Origin of the sequence: Mycobacterium sp., from assembly GCF_004298145.1 — a bacterium.
Classification (GTDB): Bacteria; Actinomycetota; Actinomycetes; order Mycobacteriales; family Mycobacteriaceae; genus Mycobacterium.
In genome coordinates this window covers 57,175-75,056 of sequence record NZ_SCRH01000017.1, presented here as the reverse complement: position 1 = coordinate 75,056, position 17,882 = coordinate 57,175, and the positions used below count along the sequence as shown (strand labels likewise).

General features: G+C 67.9%; 14 protein-coding genes. 2 read left to right on the top strand and 12 right to left on the bottom strand.

The window, feature by feature from the left end:
• Positions 1-438 precede the first annotated feature (438 nt).
• The 3 genes from EPN51_RS07315 to fdxA all read right to left on the bottom strand — a co-directional run bounded on the left by EPN51_RS07315 (position 439) and on the right by fdxA (position 4,466).
• Positions 439-2,802: an amino acid permease gene (locus EPN51_RS07315; protein WP_293039335.1), complete on the bottom strand. Its 2,364-nt coding sequence runs from the start codon at positions 2,800-2,802 to the stop codon at positions 439-441.
• A gap of 210 nt (positions 2,803-3,012) precedes the next feature.
• Positions 3,013-4,098, bottom strand: coding sequence for a succinyldiaminopimelate transaminase (gene dapC, locus EPN51_RS07310; RefSeq protein ID WP_293039758.1), 1,086 nt, complete (start codon positions 4,096-4,098; stop codon positions 3,013-3,015).
• Between the two features lie 41 nt (positions 4,099-4,139).
• The gene (gene fdxA / locus EPN51_RS07305) at positions 4,140-4,466 is read right to left on the bottom strand and encodes a ferredoxin (protein ID WP_293039332.1); all 327 of its coding nucleotides are present in this window, start codon (positions 4,464-4,466) and stop codon (positions 4,140-4,142) included.
• Positions 4,467-4,840: 374 nt separating this feature from the next.
• Between fdxA and EPN51_RS07300 the strand changes: the two genes are divergently transcribed.
• Positions 4,841-5,173 carry a hemophore-related protein gene (locus EPN51_RS07300; RefSeq protein ID WP_293039330.1) on the top strand — a complete coding sequence of 111 codons (333 nt, stop codon included), beginning with the start codon at positions 4,841-4,843 and terminating at the stop codon, positions 5,171-5,173.
• A gap of 24 nt (positions 5,174-5,197) precedes the next feature.
• Here EPN51_RS07300 and EPN51_RS07295 read toward each other — a convergent pair whose 3' ends face one another.
• The 4 genes from EPN51_RS07295 to mshB form a co-directional block, all read right to left on the bottom strand.
• Entirely contained in the window at positions 5,198-5,962 is a 765-nt protein-coding gene (locus EPN51_RS07295; RefSeq protein WP_293039327.1) for a maleylpyruvate isomerase N-terminal domain-containing protein, read from the bottom strand.
• Between the two features lie 38 nt (positions 5,963-6,000).
• On the bottom strand, positions 6,001-8,592 hold the full coding sequence (locus EPN51_RS07290; protein WP_293039756.1) for a bifunctional FO biosynthesis protein CofGH: 2,592 nt from the start codon (positions 8,590-8,592) through the stop codon (positions 6,001-6,003).
• A 168-nt stretch (positions 8,593-8,760) separates the two neighbouring features.
• A complete protein-coding gene (locus EPN51_RS07285; protein ID WP_293039324.1) occupies positions 8,761-9,222 on the bottom strand; it encodes a hypothetical protein in 462 nt (153 codons plus the stop codon).
• Between the two features lie 92 nt (positions 9,223-9,314).
• The gene (mshB, locus tag EPN51_RS07280) at positions 9,315-10,232 is read right to left on the bottom strand and encodes an N-acetyl-1-D-myo-inositol-2-amino-2-deoxy-alpha-D-glucopyranoside deacetylase (protein WP_293039321.1); all 918 of its coding nucleotides are present in this window, start codon (positions 10,230-10,232) and stop codon (positions 9,315-9,317) included.
• Positions 10,233-10,342: 110 nt separating this feature from the next.
• On the opposite strand from mshB, the gene EPN51_RS07275 reads away from it, so the two are divergent.
• A complete protein-coding gene (locus EPN51_RS07275; protein ID WP_293039318.1) occupies positions 10,343-10,957 on the top strand; it encodes a TetR/AcrR family transcriptional regulator in 615 nt (204 codons plus the stop codon).
• A 13-nt stretch (positions 10,958-10,970) separates the two neighbouring features.
• Here EPN51_RS07275 and EPN51_RS07270 read toward each other — a convergent pair whose 3' ends face one another.
• The 5 genes from EPN51_RS07270 to narH all read right to left on the bottom strand — a co-directional run bounded on the left by EPN51_RS07270 (position 10,971) and on the right by narH (position 17,879).
• Positions 10,971-12,875: an ABC transporter substrate-binding protein gene (locus EPN51_RS07270; protein WP_293039754.1), complete on the bottom strand. Its 1,905-nt coding sequence runs from the start codon at positions 12,873-12,875 to the stop codon at positions 10,971-10,973.
• A gap of 45 nt (positions 12,876-12,920) precedes the next feature.
• A complete protein-coding gene (typA, locus tag EPN51_RS07265; protein ID WP_293039315.1) occupies positions 12,921-14,810 on the bottom strand; it encodes a translational GTPase TypA in 1,890 nt (629 codons plus the stop codon).
• Between the two features lie 69 nt (positions 14,811-14,879).
• Positions 14,880-15,611 (bottom strand): respiratory nitrate reductase subunit gamma, encoded by a 732-nt coding sequence (gene narI / locus EPN51_RS07260; protein ID WP_293039312.1) that lies wholly within the window; start codon positions 15,609-15,611, stop codon positions 14,880-14,882.
• A complete protein-coding gene (narJ, locus tag EPN51_RS07255; protein ID WP_293039309.1) occupies positions 15,604-16,272 on the bottom strand; it encodes a nitrate reductase molybdenum cofactor assembly chaperone in 669 nt (222 codons plus the stop codon). Before narJ ends, narI begins: the two co-directional genes overlap by 8 nt.
• Positions 16,269-17,879, bottom strand: coding sequence for a nitrate reductase subunit beta (gene narH / locus EPN51_RS07250; protein ID WP_293039306.1), 1,611 nt, complete (start codon positions 17,877-17,879; stop codon positions 16,269-16,271). Before narH ends, narJ begins: the two co-directional genes overlap by 4 nt.
• Positions 17,880-17,882 lie beyond the last annotated feature (3 nt).

Genomic DNA, 17,882 nt, shown 5'->3' with positions numbered 1-17,882 from the left:
CCCGACGGCCCGTGAGCAGCGGCGCGCACCATCTCTTCTCACGTTGTTCGGGCGTAATTGTGCAGGCGTCAGTTTACCTACCCGAACCACGTCAGTTAGCGGGATTAAACAATTTCGTCCCGGTGCCGGAAAGATACCGGCAGGGCACCAGAAGCACCCCGGTGTCGTGAAACCCATGCCGTGACTTCGTAATTGCACAATTCTCACCCGCGTCTCACCTGCGCCGGCGCGGCACGACACCCAGCATCGCCCCGCGCCGGCCCGCCCGGACACGGGACATCGGGCGCGCGATTCAGCGATGCACCAGCCCGATGCGGCGCGCCCGGCCCCCGGAACCCTGCGCCATGGACGCGCACGTCCACGCTGAGGTATCGAAAACCCTTGGCTTCCAACGCATGCCACGCCGTATCCGCTCCTCATACGGATCGGCGGGAGGCGCTACGACTTGTCGGCCTGTTCGGCGTCCCCGGACTCGGCTTCCTTCGCCGGATCCTCGATGACCTGATAGGCCGGATCGACCATCGACAGGGAACGCTGGCCGGCCTGGCGGGCCTTACCGCTGATCCGCAAGAGTTGACCGGGCTGGATGTCGCCGCCCCCGCGTCCGGGGCGGAAGGTGACGGTGATTTCCCCGCTGCTGTCCCCCACGACGATCTGTCGCCGGGTTCGCCCGCGTTCGCTGACGTCTTCGACCTCGCTGACCCGTCCTTCGACGGTGGCGCGTTGCCCGGAGATCAGGCCGGCCACCATGATCACCGACGGCGGCCGTTCGGGGTGTTCGTAGGCGTCGACGTTCTCGTCCTCGTCCTGGGACACCCAGGCCTGGATCTTGTCAATTTCCTGCCCGATGCGCTGCTCGAACGAGTCGGGGTAGGCCTCCCTGATCCGCGATTCCACGTCGTAGGGCACGATCGTCGCCGCGGCGTCGGGGATGAGGCTGACGGCTTGGGCGATCTTGTCCGCGGTCCGGTCGTGCAGCAGCCGACCCAACAGCCGCGCGAATGTCCGGCGCGGCAGGAGGACCGTCACGTTGGTGTTGGGGTGTTCGGCGCGCGCCTTGGCGACCAGCAGCTGGGCCGACCTGCTGATCCGCCGGTCGGGGCAGTCCACGATCCGTAGCGGAGTGTCGAGAGTGAAGTGGTCCCAACGGTTTCGCAGTTGCGCGGCGTGGGCCGGGTCGACCATGAAGTGCACGGCAACCAGGTCGTCGGCCCGCAGCCCCCGGCCGTAGCGCAACGCTTCGATCACCGCCAGATCGACCGAGTCGACGAACACCAGCACCTTGTGTCGCGCATACTTCACCAATTCGGGGCGATCGGTGCGGAACATCTCGAGAATGGCTGCCTCGGCCCGGTATTCGCGGTTCAGCCGCGTCAGCACGAACACCAGTAGCGGGAACACGACGACCACCAGCCAGGCGCCCTCGGTGAACTTCGCCACCGCGAAGATGCCCACCACGATCGTCGACAGGATCGCCGCGGACAGGTTGATCGCCAGCCGGTGCCGCCATCCCGATTCACGATGCGTCAAATGGTGTTTGGTCATGCCGTAACCGGCCATCGAGAATCCGGTGAACACGCCGATCGCGTAGAACGGGACCAGCGCGTTGACCGAACCGCCAGTTACCACCAGCAAGGCCACCGACAGCGCCGTGAGGGTGATGATCCCGTTCGAAAACACCAGGCGGTGACCGCGTTTGGTCAGCTGCCTGGGCAGGAAGCGGTCTTCGGCGACGAAGCTCGCCAGCGCCGGGAATCCGTTGAAGCTCGTGTTCGCGCCGGTGAACAAGATGGCCGCGGTCGACGCCTGGACCAGCACAAAAAATACGTCGCCGACCATGCCGTTGCCGTAGACGGCCCGGCCGATCTGCGACAAGACCGACGGATATTCGGTCAGATACGGCGTGGCGTGGGTGACGTGGGCCAGATAGGCGACACCGGCCAGCAGGACGCCCAGGATGCTGGCCATCGCGGTGAGCACCCGACGCGCGTTGCGGCCCTGGGGCTTTCGGAAATAGTCGACCGTGTTGGAGATGGCCTCGACTCCGGTCAGCGAAGAACCTCCGTTGGCGAACGCACGCAACAACACCAGAATCGTCGCGCCCAGCACCAACCCGTTGCCCTGATGAACGGGCACTGCCCCGGGCGTGTGCGCGGAATCGTATACCGGTAAACCCCCGACCAGTACGCGGACGACGCCGACCAGGATGGTCAGTCCGACCATGGCGATGAAGGAGTAGGTCGCCACCGCGAACGGCATTCCCGCTTCGCGCAATCCACGCAGGTTCGCATAGCAGATGATCAGCACCACACCGACCGTGATCGCCAGGCTGTAGGGACCCAATGCGGGGATCGCCGAGACCACCGCGACCGTCCCGGCCGCCGATTGCACCGCAACGGTCACCACGTAGTCGATCAGCAGCGCCGCGGCGGCGATCTGCGCGACCCGGGGGCCGAAGTTGTCGCGCGCGACGATGTACGAGCCGCCGGCCCGGGTGTAGGCCATCACGACCTGCCGGTACGAGGCGGCCACCAACACCAGGATGAGCAGGATGACTCCGGTGATGGGAAGCAACAGGAGGAAAGCCGCCAACCCCGCATGGGGCAACAGTTCGATCAGGATCTGCTCGGGGCCGTAGGCGACCGATGACACCGCATCGGGCGAAAGCGCGCCCAACGCCACGCCATTGGACAATTTCTCGGCGGCGATGTCCTCGGTGATCAGTGGCTTTCCCAGGAACACACGCTTGGCGACGTCCCCGACCGAGAGCGGGATGCGCGGCTTGCCGGTCGAACTGGTCACGAGCACCGTCCTTACCCGAGATTCGAGAACGTGAAACGCCTCCCGATGCATTGTGCACGTTCGCCCACGTCGGGCGGCGCGCATCGTCACCGGGCTAGGCGAGATCGCCCGCCTCCTCCTCGCGCCACAAAGCGGCGCGCATCGTCACCGGGCTAGGCGAGATCGCCCGCCTCCTCCTCGCGCCACAAAGCGGCGCGCATCGTCACCGGGCTAGGCGAGCCGTCGCACCGCGGCGGCTATCCGCTCATCGCTGGCCGTCAGCGCAACGCGCACATGCTGTGCGCCGCGCGGGCCGTAGAAATCACCGGGCGCCACCAGGATGCCCCGCTGCGCCAGCCAGGCAACGCTGTCGTGGCACGGCTCGCCGCGGGTGACCCAGAGATAGAGGCCGGCTTCGGAATAGTCGACCGTAAAGCCGGCCGAACGCAGCGCAGGCAACAGGACGGCCCGGCGCCGCTCGTACCGCTGCCGTTGCGCCAGCTCGTGGGCGTCGTCGTCCAGGGCGGCCACCATGGCCGCCTGCACCGGCGTCGGCACCATCATCCCGGCGTGCTTGCGCACGGCCAGCAGCTCGGCGATGAGCTCGGAGTCGCCGGCGACGAAGCCGGCCCGATACCCGGCCAGCGACGAGCTCTTCGACAGCGAATGGATCGCCAGCAGCCCGGTGTGGTCGCCGTCGCAGACCGAGGGATGCAGGATCGACAGCGGCTGCGCATCCCAGCCCAACCCGAGGTAGCACTCGTCGGAGGCCACCAGGCAGCCCCGGTCGCGGGCCCATCCGACCACTTTGCGCAGGTGATCGACGCCCAGGACACGTCCGGTCGGATTGCTCGGGGAGTTCAAGTAGTACAGCGAGGGCGATTGCGGGCCCAGCTGCGTCAGCGAATCCGCCCGCAGCACCCGCGACCCGGCCAGGCGCGCCCCGACGTCATAGGTCGGGTACGCCAGCTCGGGAACCACGATCGTGTCCGCGGAGCCCAGACCCAGCAATGTCGGTAGCCAGGCGATGAGCTCTTTGCTGCCGATCACCGGGAGCACGTCCGACTCGGCCAGCCCGGCGACACCGAACCGGCGGGCCAGGGCGGCGACCGCCGATTCGCGCAGCCGGGCAGTGCCCGCGGTGGCCGGATACCCAGACGCCGAACCGGCCGCGGCCAGCGCGTCGGAGATCACCGGCGCCACCGGGTCGACCGGGGTGCCGACGGATAGGTCGACGATCCCGTCCGGATGGGCGCCGGCCCGCGCTTTCGCGTCGGCAAGCGTGTCCCAGGGAAACTCCGGCAGGGACGCCGACACGGCCGGCCGGTGCTTCCTGAGCTGGTGTGGCACCGGGCCGCTCAGTCGCCTTCGCCCTGGGGTGGCAGATCCTTGACCACCTGCGGGTCGTTCTCGGTCATGCCGACCTTGGCCGCGCCGCCGGGCGATCCCAGCTCGACGAAAAAGTCGGCGTTGATCTGCGTGTACTGGCTCCATTGGTCCGGTACATCATCTTCGTAATAGATCGCTTCGACGGGGCAGACCGGCTCGCACGCCCCACAGTCGACGCATTCGTCGGGGTGGATGTAGAGCATCCGGGCACCCTCGTAAATGCAGTCGACCGGACATTCCTCGACACAGGCCTTGTCCTTGACGTCGACACAGGGTTCGGCGATCGTGTACGTCACAGACGTCTCCTCCATGTAGTACTCAATGTGGGCTGCTGTTCAGCTCGCACCGACGCGTCCGACCGCTTCCGGTGAAGCTTTCGGTTACTGATACTAGACGTTGCAGATACAGGTCAACCATTTGGCGCGCCTGTCTGAACACAGATTTAAGACTGACGGTCTCGGACCCCGCGAACGGCCCCCGTTTCACCGAGGGCGAACACCGCGAATAACCCGCTGACCTGCGTAGAGTCACAACCCGGCGGTGGCCTCCGATATCTGTTGTGTTGCGAGTACGTTCACGGGGCCTGGTAATCTCGATCGGGAAGACGGCAACCGCTGGGCAGACGTTCTCGCCGTAATAGCGGTGCATTAACTGGGGAAGGTGTCCACACATGAGGGTGTCGTTGAGCAAATTGGGCGTTGCGGTCGGCAGCGCGGCAGTGGCGTTGACCGCAGCGGCCGGGATCGCAGCCGCGGATCCCACGGACGCGATCATCAACACGACCTGCAACTACGGACAGGTGATTGCGGCGCTCAACGCGACCGACCCGGCAGCTGCCCAGCAGTTGAACTCGTCGCCGATGGCGCAGTCCTACATCCGCAACTTCCTCGCCGCCCCGCCGCCCAAGCGCGAGCAGATGGCCCAGCAGATCCAGGCCATGCCGTCGGCGCAGAAGTACTACACCACCATCAACCAGGTTGCGGTCACCTGTAACAACTACTGAGCCGGTCGCTTCGCACGAAGCGGCTCAGTAACCGCCGAGCAGGCGGCGCACGCGTCCCAGGGCCTCCGGTCCCGCGCGGCTGCGAATGCGTGATGGATCGGCGGGCCTGCGCCCCCACAGCAGCAGCACGCGCGCGGCCGGGTCGGTTTCCAGGGTGGCCGGGCTGTCCGGCTCGGCGAACCCGATGGTGATCTGGTCCGGGTCGGCGGCCAGGGCAATGTCGTCGGTGCCGTCGGCTCGCAGCCGGGCCTCGAGCCGCTCGCCGGGCGCGAGCTGCGTGGCTCCTTTGGCCAGCAGCGGCCGGCCGACCGCGAGCACGCTGTGCGTCGTCATCCACGGCTGGGCCAGCCTCGCCTGGGCGGCCGGCTCGTCTCCGGTGATGTCCCACCCGTGCAGGACGAGTTCTTCGCGCATGTGCTCGGCGAACCAGGGCACCTTCATGGTGCGGCCGGTCCAGGCGACATCGGTGTCCGCGGGCACCCCGTCGGCCGCGACCGCGACATCGGCGAGGGTGCCCATCCGGTCCCACAGCGCGTCCCACAAGTCGGCATCGTTCAAGGCGCGCAGCGGGTCTTCGCGCTCGGCAAAACCCCGGGTGGCGACGGGGTGGCCGGCCAGGTGCGCGCCGAGCACCCGGGCGAGTTCTTCGGCATTTCCGGCCTGGTGGACGACGATATCGCGCACCGTCCAGGCCTCACACCAGGTTCCGGCATCCGGGCCGTGCCGTTGCGCGGCGTCCACGAACGGCCGCCACTCCGGGAAGCGGTCCTCGTCAATTCGTCGCTTCACGGCGTCGGGTATACCCGCCGCCCCTGACAAGCAAGCGGCTACACGGCCAACGAGGTGTAGTCGGTGGTGCGTTGGCGTGCGGGGCGCCCGATGCCTTCGGCGATCGCGGTCAACTCTGCCACCGTCTTGGCCGACCCGTGTTCCGAGCCGGCCATCCGCGAGATGGTCTCCTCCATCAGCGTGCCGCCCAGGTCGTTGGCGCCGCCGCGCAGCATCACCTGTGTGCGCTCGACACCGAGCTTGACCCAGCTGGTCTGGATCTGGGAAATGCGGCCGTGCAACATGATTCGCGCCAACGCGTGTACCGCGCGGTTGTCGCGATGGGTCGGCCCGGGCCGGGACGCACCGGCCAGATACAGCGGCGAGCTCTGGTGCACGAACGGCAGCGGCACGAACTCCGTGAAACCTCCGGTGCGGTCCTGGATGTCGCGCAGCACGTTGAGGTGACCAACCCAATGCCCCGGGTGATCGACGTGGCCGTACATCATGGTCGAGCTCGACCGCAGTCCCACCTCGTGTGCGGTGGTGACGACCTCGATCCACAGCGAAGTCGGCAACTTGCCCTTGGTCAGCACCCAGCGCACCTCGTCGTCCAGGATCTCGGCGGCGGTGCCCGGGATGGTGTCCAGGCCCGCTTCGCGCAAGCTGATGAGCCAGTCGCGAATGCTCAACCCGCTCTTGGTCACACCGTTGGCGATCTCCATCGGAGAAAACGCGTGCACGTGCATCGACGGCACCCGCGCCTTGACCGCGCGGACCAGGTCCGCGTAGCCGGTGACCGGCAGTTCGGGGTCGATGCCGCCCTGCATGCACACCTCGGTGGCCCCTTGCACGTGCGCCTCCCAGGCGCGGTCGGCGACCTCGTCGGTGGACAGCGAAAACGCATCGGCGTCGCCCTTGCGCTGCGCGAACGCGCAGAACCGGCACCCGGTGTAGCAGATATTGGTGAAGTTGATGTTGCGATTGATCACGAACGTCACGTCGTCACCGACCGTGTCGCGACGCAACGAATCCGCCAGTGCGGTAACCGCTTCCAGCGCCGGACCATCGGCGGTGGCCAGTGACAGATATTCGCTGTCGGTGCAGCCGGCGGGATCGCGTTCCGCCGAGCGCAACGCGGCAAACACATCGGTGTCTAGGCGTTCTGGCGCTTTGGCGCCTCGGGCGGCCAGCTCGCCCACGTGCGCGCGGATCGACTCCCAGTCCCCGAAAGCACTGTCGATGTCGCTGCGGGTTTCGGTGTTGCGGCCCTCGCTGTCGATCGCCGCATTGAGGTCGACCCGGCCCGAGGACCCTACGTCGTCCGGCTCCTGCCAGGGCAACCCCACGGGGTTGACATCGCGCGCCAGACCGGTCGCGGGATCGGCCAGCGCCCGCACATGTCCGGACACCCGCGGGTCGATCCAGGCCGCGCCGCCCAGCACGTATTTGGGTTGCGCGGTCAGCCGCTGGACCAGCTCGTAACCGGCTTCGGCGGTGACGGCGGCCAGCTCATCCAACGCCGGCCACGGCCGCTCTGGGTTGACGTGGTCGGGTGTGAGCGGCGATACGCCGCCCCAGTCGTCGACGCCGGCGCCGGCCAGCGCCAGGCACTCCTCACGCGAGACCAGGTTCGGCGGTGCCTGGATACGCATCCCGGGACCGAGCACCAGCCGCGCAACCGCCACCGTCGCCAGGTAATCCTCGATGCCCGCGTCGGGAACCGCGGCCATGGCGGTGTGTTCCTTGGCCCGGAAATTCTGCACGATCACTTCTTGCACATGGCCGAACTCCTTGTGCGAGCGGCGGATCGCGTGCAAGGTGTCGGCGCGCTCGGCGAGCGTCTCGCCGATACCGACCAGCAGACCGGTGGTGAACGGAATCGACAACCGGCCCGCGTCGGTCAAAGTGCGCAGCCGGACCGCCGGGTCTTTGTCCGGGCTGCCATAGTGCGCAAGGCCTTTCGTTTCGAACAGCCGCCGTGACGTGGTCTCGAGCATCATCCCCATCGACGGCGCCACCGGCTTGAGCCGCGCCATCTCCGACCAACTCATCACACCGGGGTTCAAGTGCGGCAACAATCCGGTTTCTTCGAGCACCCGGATCGCCATCGCCCGCACGTAAGACAGCGTCGAATCATAGCCCCGCTGATCGAGCCATTCGCGCGCTTCCGGCCAGCGATCCTCGGGCCGATCCCCGAGGGTGAATAGTGCTTCCTTGCAACCAAGTTCACCGCCGCGGCGGGCGATGTCGAGTATCTCGTCGGGCTCGAGGTACATGCCGGCGCCCTCGGCACGCAGCTTGCCCGGGACCGTGACGAAGGTGCAGTAATGACAGTTGTCCCGGCACAGGTGCGTGACCGGGATAAACACCTTACGGGAGTAGGTGATCGGCAGCCGTCCGCCGGGGCCGTGCCGCCCCGCCGATTCCAGGCCCGCGTCGCGCACCCGCGCCGCGCTGGCGCACAGATCCGCCAGATCCGCACCGCGGGCGGTCATCGCGACCGCCGCCTCGTCGATGTTCAGCGCAACACCATCTCGCGCCCGCCGCAACACCCGCCGCAACGCCGACGCATCGGCCTTCGACGCACTGGCCTTCGCCGGAATCTGAGGATCAGGCAGAGCGGTAGGCTCCTCGCCCGGAGTCAACAGCACCTTCGTGTAACTTCCCCACGATCGAATTTCATCCGTGCGTCCCAACATGTGAAATCGTGGCACCCATGGCGGGTCCCGTATGGGCAACAGTCAACAGTAGCGCCACACCCGTAGCGGCAAGCGGGCGACGTCCCGCCCGAAACGTCCACCCGGCGGAGGCGGACATCAGCGGCTGTGGCCGCGCCGCCACAGCACCCAGACCGGCGGTACGACACCGAGCACCACCAGCAGCAGCGCCGCATAAGCCATCAGGCCGCGACCGCCCAGGATGACGTCGTCGGCCGGGCCCCCCATGCTGATCACCGCCACCGTCAGCAGCCACGTCCACAGCGGCAGCGCGGCCAACCGCGGGGACCGGGTCCAGCGCCCGGCGGCCCACACCAGCGCCGCGTTGACCAGCCCGGAAATCAACCCGCTGATGGGAAACGGAATCGCCCCGATGTAGGAAGGCAGCAGCAGAGCCCCGGCTAGTGCGGAGAGAACCCCATCGACCGCCAAGAGTGCCAGCACAACGAAACGAATCGCGGGGTCGGTTGCGCCGCTGTCTTCAACGGACGCAACGCGTGGCTGGGTGTCAGTCAGGTCGGAACGCTGTCGACGTTGGACAATATCGAGCCGATTGCCCACTGCAGGCTGTCGAGTCGGTCCTGCCAGTGCTGCTGATTAGGGTCCAGGTCGGGGTCCATGCGAAATCCTTCCGTGGCTGCCTGTTTGGCAGCCTACCGCGTGCGGGCCGCGGTGAAACCAAGGCCGGCGAGCAGATCCGTTTCCCAGCCGCGCTCGTCTCGTTCCCCCGCGTCGCCGGCCGCCAAGACGTAATGCTCGTGCCCCAGGATCGGCAGCGCCACGTTGTTGGACAGGGCGCAGGCCCGGCCGGTGGGCCCGACAACCACCTGGGTGGCGTGCGCGGCGAGCGCCGCCCGCTTGGCGTCCCGGACGTCCGCGTCGGTCTCGACGACGGTGTCGATGTCGCCATCGGCGTACCCGAACGTGAACTCCTCCTCCGACGGGAGCGACCATTCGGGCCGCAGGTCCTCGGGCGTCAGCGCATCCAGGGCGGCCTCGAACGCCCGGGTCGCGAAGACCGACCAGTAGAACTTCGGCACGGCCCAAGGCTCGCCGGGAAATTCGGAGGCGGCGCCGGCCGACAAACCAGCCACGGCGACGGCGGCGGCCGTCACCGTGTGGGTGTGCACGTGATCAGGATGGCCGTAGCCGCCGGCGGGATCGTAGGTGACGACGACGTGGGGGCGCTGCTCGCGAATGAGGGCCACCAGCGCGCCGACAGTCTCACGCTCGTCGGCATCGATGAATCGTTGCCGACGCCGCTTGGGGGTGCCGCGCATGCCCGAATCGCGCCACCGGCCCGCGCCGCCGAGATAGCTGGGTTCGCCGACGCCCAGCGCATGCAACGCGGCGGTCAATTCGCCGATCCGGTAGCCGCCGAGTTGATCCGCGCGATCGGCGGCGAGCTCGGCCCACCGATCGCCGATCACCTCGCCCTCCTCGCCGAGCGTGCAGGTGACGACGCGGACGTCTGCCCCGCGGGCGGCGTAGTGGGCGATAGTGGCGCCGGTGCCGAGGCTTTCGTCGTCGGGATGCGCGTGGACGAACAGCAGCCGTGGCGTCTCAGGCATGGACGGCACCCTACCGCCAGCGGCGACGATATCGGCAGTCGAAGGGTTGCCGCCCGGCCGCTGCCTCACCGGCGGCAGCAGGTAGGAACGCGCACGGCTACTATCAAGAAATGCCTCAGCTCACGGACGCAGACCACACGGGCAGCCGAAGCCGTCGGCGAGGTGAGGTCCTCGAACGCGCCCTCTACGAGGCCACCCTGGCCGAACTGACAGAAGTCGGGTACGGCGGTCTGACCATGGAGGGAATCGCGGCGCGCGCCCACACCGGCAAGGCCGCGCTCTACCGGCGCTGGGACACCAAGTGCGAGCTGGTGCACGCCGCTTTGGTTTTCGCGCTGCCGCCGCTGCCGGAGCTGCGTTCCGGCCGTTCGGCCCGGGAGAACTTGCTGGCGATGTTCACCGCCCAGCGTGACCTGCTGGCCGGCAAGACCGGCTTTCCCAGCCTGGACGTCATCCATCAGCTGTTGCACGAGCCGGAAATGCGGGGCATCTTCGCCGATGCCGTGGTGCGGCCGCGCCTGAAAATCGTGGAATCGATCCTGCAAGCCGCCGTGGACGACGGTGACCTTGATCCGGAGGCGGTCACGCCGCTCACCGCCCGCATCGGGTCGGCGTTGATCAACCAGCACTTCCTGCTGAACGAATCGCCACCGAACCGCCGCGAGCTGGCGCTCATCGTCGACACCGTGATCCCGCCGCGGGCGTCGCGACCGCCCGCCGACTGACCGGCGCTCGCGGTTACGGCCCGGTTTTGATCCATTGGCCGGCATCACCGACGATGCCCACCGGAACCGCGCCGGACAGGCTGACGTTCTGCACGCTCGGCCCGACCGCGACGATCGTGGTGTCCTGCAGGATCGGCAATACCGTGGACATGTTCCACAGCCGCGGTTCGACCGCGGTGATGACGTCATTGATGCTCTTGGTGCCGTTGAGGGCGGCGTCGATGTTCGACTGGACGCTGCGATCGCAGATCCCGGTGAGGTTCGACGGCGCCTGGACCAGGGCGTTGGGATCCGCTGGCCGGCTGGGCGGCGGCGCCGACGTCGGCGTCGTGGACGCGGTGCCCGGCGACGTGGACGGCGCCGGGCCGGCGGGAGCGGACGAAGCCGGAGTCGCCTCGCTGGTGGCCGGAACCTGGGTCGATTGCAGCGCGGGACAGCCGTATCGGGAAGCGAGCCGGGTTGCCAGATTTCCACCCGCCTGATGCCAGCCGACGATCGCGTCGACCCGGCTGTCGTTCAGCGCATCGCGGTAGAGGGTGACAGGGTCCAGCGCCAGCACGGTCGCGGCGATGCCGACGTTGCGCAACTGGTCGGCGGCGGTGTTGGCCACCGCCACCGCGGTCGGGTCATTGGCCGCCACCCCGATGGCCAGCGACAGCTGTTGGCCGTCCTTGCTGATCCGGCCCCGGATGACTTCGGGCGGTCCAGTGTTCACCGGGGTCGGCGCGGGCGGGGCCCCTGAAGCCGAAGAGTTGGGTTCGACCCGGTATCCGGCCCCCTCGAGCAATGTCAGCGCGGCCGCCGTCGTCATCGCCGGTGGCGCGGTCGGCTCGTAGCCGGGGTCGCTCGGCGCACGGATCTGGGCCTGATCGAGGGTGACCGTGTTGTCGCTGCCCGCGCCCACGGCGGCGAGCAGGTCGACGTCGAGCAACCCCAAGATCGCCTTACGGACTTGTGTGTCAGTCAGTTTGGGCTCGGTGGCGCGCAGCGTGAGCTGCATGACCCGCGGTGTCACGATCCGGGCGGTCCGGACGTCGGGGATGGCGGACAGCTGCGCGAAGGCCGCCGAACCACCGTGTACTTGCGCCACCTGGGTGTCGCCGTTGCGCACGGAATCGGCCAGCGCGGCGGGCGCCCCGGCGCGCCGGAAGAGAATGAGCGCGGGCTTGGCCGGCGGCCCCCAGTACCGGTCGTTGCGGGCGACCAGGATTTCGTCGCGCTGCGGGTCGATGCTCTCCACCCGGAACTGCCCGCCCGTGACCGGAAGCGCCCGGGCCAGCCCGGCCGCGAAACCGCCGGGCACGTCCTTGACGATGTGCGCCGGAAGGATGTTGCTGAACAGCTCTTTCCACGCCGGATACGGCTGCGCGAAGGTGACCACCGCCTGCTTGCCGCCCTCGAGCGACTGCACGCTGGTGATGAGGTCATACCCGGCCGGGTCGACGACCCCGGGCTGGCTGACCATCTGGCGCCACAGATACCAGAAGTCGTCGGCGGCGATGGGGGCGTTGTCGGTCCACTGCGCCTCGGGCCGAATCTTGTAGGTCACCGTGAACGGGTTCTGGTTCGTCACGTCGGCGGAGACCAACAAGGTCGGGTCCATCTCCCAGCGTGAGCCGGCCGGCGTATTGGTGTCCGGAACCGGCCGAAAGGCGCTCGGCAGCACCAGCGCGCTGATCGCCGCGTTCACCGGGGACAAATCCGACAACAGGTGCGGATTGAACCCCGCCCCGATCGAGTCGATGCCCATGATGATCTCGCTGACCCGGGGCGGCGGCGGAACGGAGTTGCGCGGCGTATCGGTGCTCTGCGGCGCCGGCGGCGGGTTGACCGTGCACGCCGAGAGCACCAGCCCGACGACCGAGATCATGCCGCCCAGCACCATGAACAAACGGCGGACGCGTCTCGGCACGCTGATCAGGGTAGCGAGCAGCCGCGCAGCGGCCCGTTCGACCACCAGAGGTTAGCCCCGAGCCTTGGCGCGCGACCGGCTGCGCGCCCGGGAGGTGGCGTCCAGCTCGACCTTGCGCACCCGCACGATCTCCGGAGTCACCTCGACGCATTCGTCTTGCGCGCAGAATTCCATGGCCTGCTCCAGATCGAGCTCGAGGGGCTTGGCCAACGTCTCGATGACATCGGCGGTCGAGGACCGCATGTTGGTCAGCTTCTTCTCACGGGTGACGTTGATGTCGAGATCCTCTGCGCGCGGGTTGATTCCGACGACCATGCCCTGGTAGGTGTCCTGGCCCGGCTCGACGAAGAACTGACCCCGGTCGGCGAGCTGGATCATCGCGAACGGCGTGATGCTGCCCGCGCGGTCGGATACCAGCGACCCGGTGTGGCGGGCCCGGATCTCCCCCGCCCACGGCCGGTAGCCGTCGAACACGGCGTTGGCGATGCCGGTGCCGCGGGTCAGCGTGAGGAAGTCGGTGCGGAAGCCGATCAGGCCGCGGCTGGGCACGATGAAGTCCATCCGGACCCAGCCGGCCGCGTGGTTGGTCATCTCTTCCATGCGGCCCTTGCGGGCGGCCATCAGCTGGGTGATGGGACCGACGAATTCGTCGGGGCAGTCGATCGTCATCGCTTCGGACGGCTCGTGCAGCTTGCCGTCGATCGTCCGAGTCACCACCTGCGGCTTGCCGACCGTGAGCTCGAAGCCCTCCCGGCGCATCTGTTCGACCAGGACGGCCAGGGCGAGCTCGCCGCGGCCCTGCACCTCCCAGGCGTCGGGCCGGCCGATGTCGACGACCCGGATCGACACGTTGCCGACCAGCTCGGCGTCCAGCCGGCCGCGGACCATACGTGCGGTCAGCTTGTGACCGGAGACCTTGCCCGCCAGCGGCGAGGTGTTGGTACCGATGGTCACCGAGATCGCCGGCTCGTCGACGGTGATGCGCGGCAGCGCGTGGGCGTGCTCGGGATCGGCCAGCGTGTCGCCGATCATGATGTCGGGCATGCCCGCCACCGCCACGATATCCCCAGCCGCCGCCTCCTCGGTGGCGCTGCGCTCGACGCCCTCGGTCGCGAGCAGTTCGGTGATCTTGGCGCTGGTGATGACCGGCAACCCGTCGACCTCGCGCATCCACGCGACCTGCTGGCCCTTGCGCAGCTTGCCGTTGTAGATGCGGATCAGGGCGAGCCGGCCGAGGAACGCCGACGCGTCGAGGTTGGTCACCAGCGCCTGCAGCGGGGCCTCCGGGTCGCCCAACGGCGCCGGGATGTGCTCCATCAACACATCGAACAGCGGGTCCAGGTTGTCGCCCGCGGGCTCCTCGCCGTCGGCGGGCTGCTCGGTGCTCGCGATGCCCGCGCGCCCGGACGCATACAGCGTCGGCAGGCCCAGCGCGTGCTCGGCCGCCGCGGCCGCCTCGTCGTCCAGGTCCGATGCGACGTCGAGCAACAGGTCGTGGCTGGCCTCGACGACCTCGGCGATGCGCGCGTCGGGCCGGTCGGTCTTGTTGACGACCAGGATCACCGGAAGGTGGGCGCCCAACGCCTTGCGCAGCACGAACCGGGTCTGCGGCAACGGGCCCTCGGACGCGTCGACCAGCAGCAGCACCCCGTCCACCATGGACAGCCCGCGCTCCACCTCACCGCCGAAATCGGCGTGGCCGGGGGTGTCGATCACGTTGATCACCGTGACGGTGCCATCGGGGTGATGGCGGTGCACCGCCGTGTTCTTGGCCAGGATGGTGATGCCCTTTTCGCGCTCCAGATCACCGCTGTCCATGATGCGTTCCTGGGTGTCGTCACCGCGGTGATGCAGCGCGCCGGACTGCCGCAGCATCGCGTCGACGAGGGTCGTCTTGCCGTGGTCGACGTGGGCGACGATGGCGACGTTGCGGAATGGCACGTCGGTGATTGTGGCAGCGGGGGGCCGAGATAGCGAACTGGCTGGCGACCAGCGCCGGTTACCGGTCGCCTACCAGCCCCGGCGGCGCGGTGCCGTGGCGACCATTTGGCCCTTGGCCGCCACCTCGCGGCTGCGGTAGACGATGTAGGGCCGGAACAGGTAGACGATCGGGGCGCTGAACGCGTGCACCAGCCGGGTGAACGGCCACAGCGTGAACAGCACCATGCCGATCAGGGCGTGCAGCTGGTAGTCCAGCGGCGCGTTGATCATCACCTCGCCGTGCGGCTGCAGTATCCAGATCCGGCGGAACCACACACCGACCGTGTAGCGGTAGTGGAACTCTCCGCCGTGCGGGCCGGTGCCGATCAGGTCGCAGTACAGGCCCACCAGGATCGCCAGCACCAGCACCACATACATCACCTTGTCGCTGCGGGTGGTGGCCATGGACACCGCCGGGCGGGTGAGCCGCCGGTAGATCAGCAACCCGATCCCGATCAGCGTGGCGATACCGGCCATCGACCCGGCGATGACCGCCTGCAGGTGGTAGACGTGGTCGCTCATCTTCAACATGTGCGTGACCCGCGGCGGGATGAACAGCCCCATCACGTGCCCGGCGAAAACCGCCAGGATTCCGAAATGGAACATCGGGCTGGCGATGCTCAGCACCCGTGACTCGTAGATCTGCGAGGACCGGGAGGTCCAGCCGAACTTGTCGTAGCGGTAGCGCCACCAGGTACCCACGATCAGAACCGACAGCGTGACGTACGGGGCGATATCCCAGAACAGGACGTTGCTAAACACCTGGCGTTCCTTTACGGGGTGGCACGGTCAAGGTAAAAGGTTGCAGCCCAACGGCTTCCGCGGGTGGCCCGGCCTGCGCCAGCCGCTCGGCGCGGCGCACCTCCTGATCGGTGGCGGCGGGCAGGGTCTCGCAGACGGCCGCCACGGCCGGCTCATACGGTGACCTGGCGTCGGCCAGGGCACCGCGCAACACGTCGATCGGCACTCGGTGCTGGCTCAGCAGTCGCCGGCCGACCTCGGGATCGACGGTGGCGCCGAATTCGAGCACCACGGCCAAGTGATCGGGCGCCTCACCGCCCGGCGGCTGCGCACCCGCCTCCCGGTAGGCGGTGGCGAACGCCAGCATCTCCCGGCCGCGGTTGCGGGTGTCCCCCGCCGTCCAGTACGTCAGATACATCGTGGCGCGCCGGCGCATATCGAAAGTCGCGACGTAGTCCATCGCGGCGGCCATCGGCTCACGGGCACGCAGCGCCGCGATCGTCTGCCCGAGAAGCGCCGCCGCGCGCCCGCTGATGTGGCCGAGTATTTCGTCGACGGCGTCCAGTCGCTCGGTGAAGCCGTCGTCCGGGTAGGCCAGCAGCAGCGATGCCGCCTGCCACACCAGGCGATCCTGCATCGCCCGGCCGGCGGACCGCTCGCGGAGCTGAGCCAGCAGCCTCATCGCTTCTGCTCCTCGGGGAACATTCCGGCGGGCACCTGGCCGCCGTCCCAGTTGAGCAGGTTCACCCGGGCCCGCGCGTTGCCGCGTTCGTCGCCGCCACGCTTGAGCGCGTGGAAGGTTTCCACGGACACCGGGACCGGCTCCGATTCGTACATGCCCGGGCCGCCGTCGCCCGTCAACGAGCAGCCCATCTCCTCGAGGTTGCGGGCCTGCGGAGCGAAGGCGGTCGGAATCACGTAGCGGTCTTCGTATTTCGCGATGGCGAGCAGCCGGTACATCTCGTAGATCTCTTCTTCGGTCATGCCGACCGAATGCGGGATGTGCGGCTGGGTGTCGCGGCCGAGGTTGATGTCGCGCATATAGGAGCGCATCGCGGCCAGCCGCCGCAGCACCCCTTCGACGACGGCGGTGTCGCCGGCGGTGAACAGTTCGGCCAGGTATTGCATGGGAATGCGCAGCGCGTTCAGCGCGCCGAACAGGTTACCGATGTCCTCCCCGTCGTGGCCGTCGCGGCTGACCGCGTCGACCACCGGTGACAGCGGCGGGATGTACCAAACCATCGGCATGGTGCGGTATTCCGGGTGCAGCGGCAGCGCCACCTTGTAGGTGTGGATCAGCGCATATATCGGGGAACGCTGCGCGGCTTCGATCCACTCGTCCGGGATGCCCTCTGCCCGGGCGCCGGCGATCACCTCCGGATCGCCCGGGTCCAGCAGGATCTCGCACTGCGCCTCGTAGAGATCGGTGTCCTTTTCCACCGACGCCGCTTCGAGCACCCGATCGCCGTCGTAGAAAACCACGCCCAGGTAGCGCAGCCGCCCCACGCAGGTCTCCGAGCAGATGGTCGGCAGGCCGACCTCCAATCGCGGATAGCACAGCGTGCACTTCTCGGCCTTGCCCGTCTTGTGGTTGAAATAGACCTTCTTGTAAGGACATCCGGACACGCACATCCGCCAGCCGCGGCAGCGGTCCTGGTCGACCAGCACGATGCCGTCCTCGCTGCGCTTGTACATCGCGCCCGACGGGCACGACGCCACGCACGAGGGGTTGAGGCAGTGCTCGCAGATCCGCGGCAGGTAGAACATGAAGGTCTCTTCGAGCGAAAGTTTGATCTCCTCGTTGACCTTCTTCAGGATCGGGTCCTCGGCCAGGATCTCCGACGAGCCGGCCAGGTTGTCGTCCCAGTTCGGTCCCCACGAAACCTTCATCGGCTCACCGCTGATCAGGCTTTTGGGCGCGGCCGTCGGGAAGGTGTCACCCGCGGGTGCCGTGGTCAGGTTTTCGTAGTCGTAGGTCCACGGCTCGTAGTAGTCGCCGATGACGGGCAACTTCGGATTGGCGAAAATCCGCAACAGCTTGTGGATGCGGCCGCCGTCGCGCAACCGCAGCCGGCCCTTCTTGTCACGAATCCAGCCGCCGCGCCATTTCTCCTGGTCCTCGTAAGTGCGCGGATAGCCTTGGCCGGGACGGGTTTCGACGTTGTTGAACCACACGTATTCTGTGCCGGGCCGGTTGGTCCAGGCCTGCTTGCAGGTCACCGAGCAGGTGTGACACCCGATGCACTTGTCGAGGTTCATCACCATCGCCAACTGGGCCATGACTTTCATCGC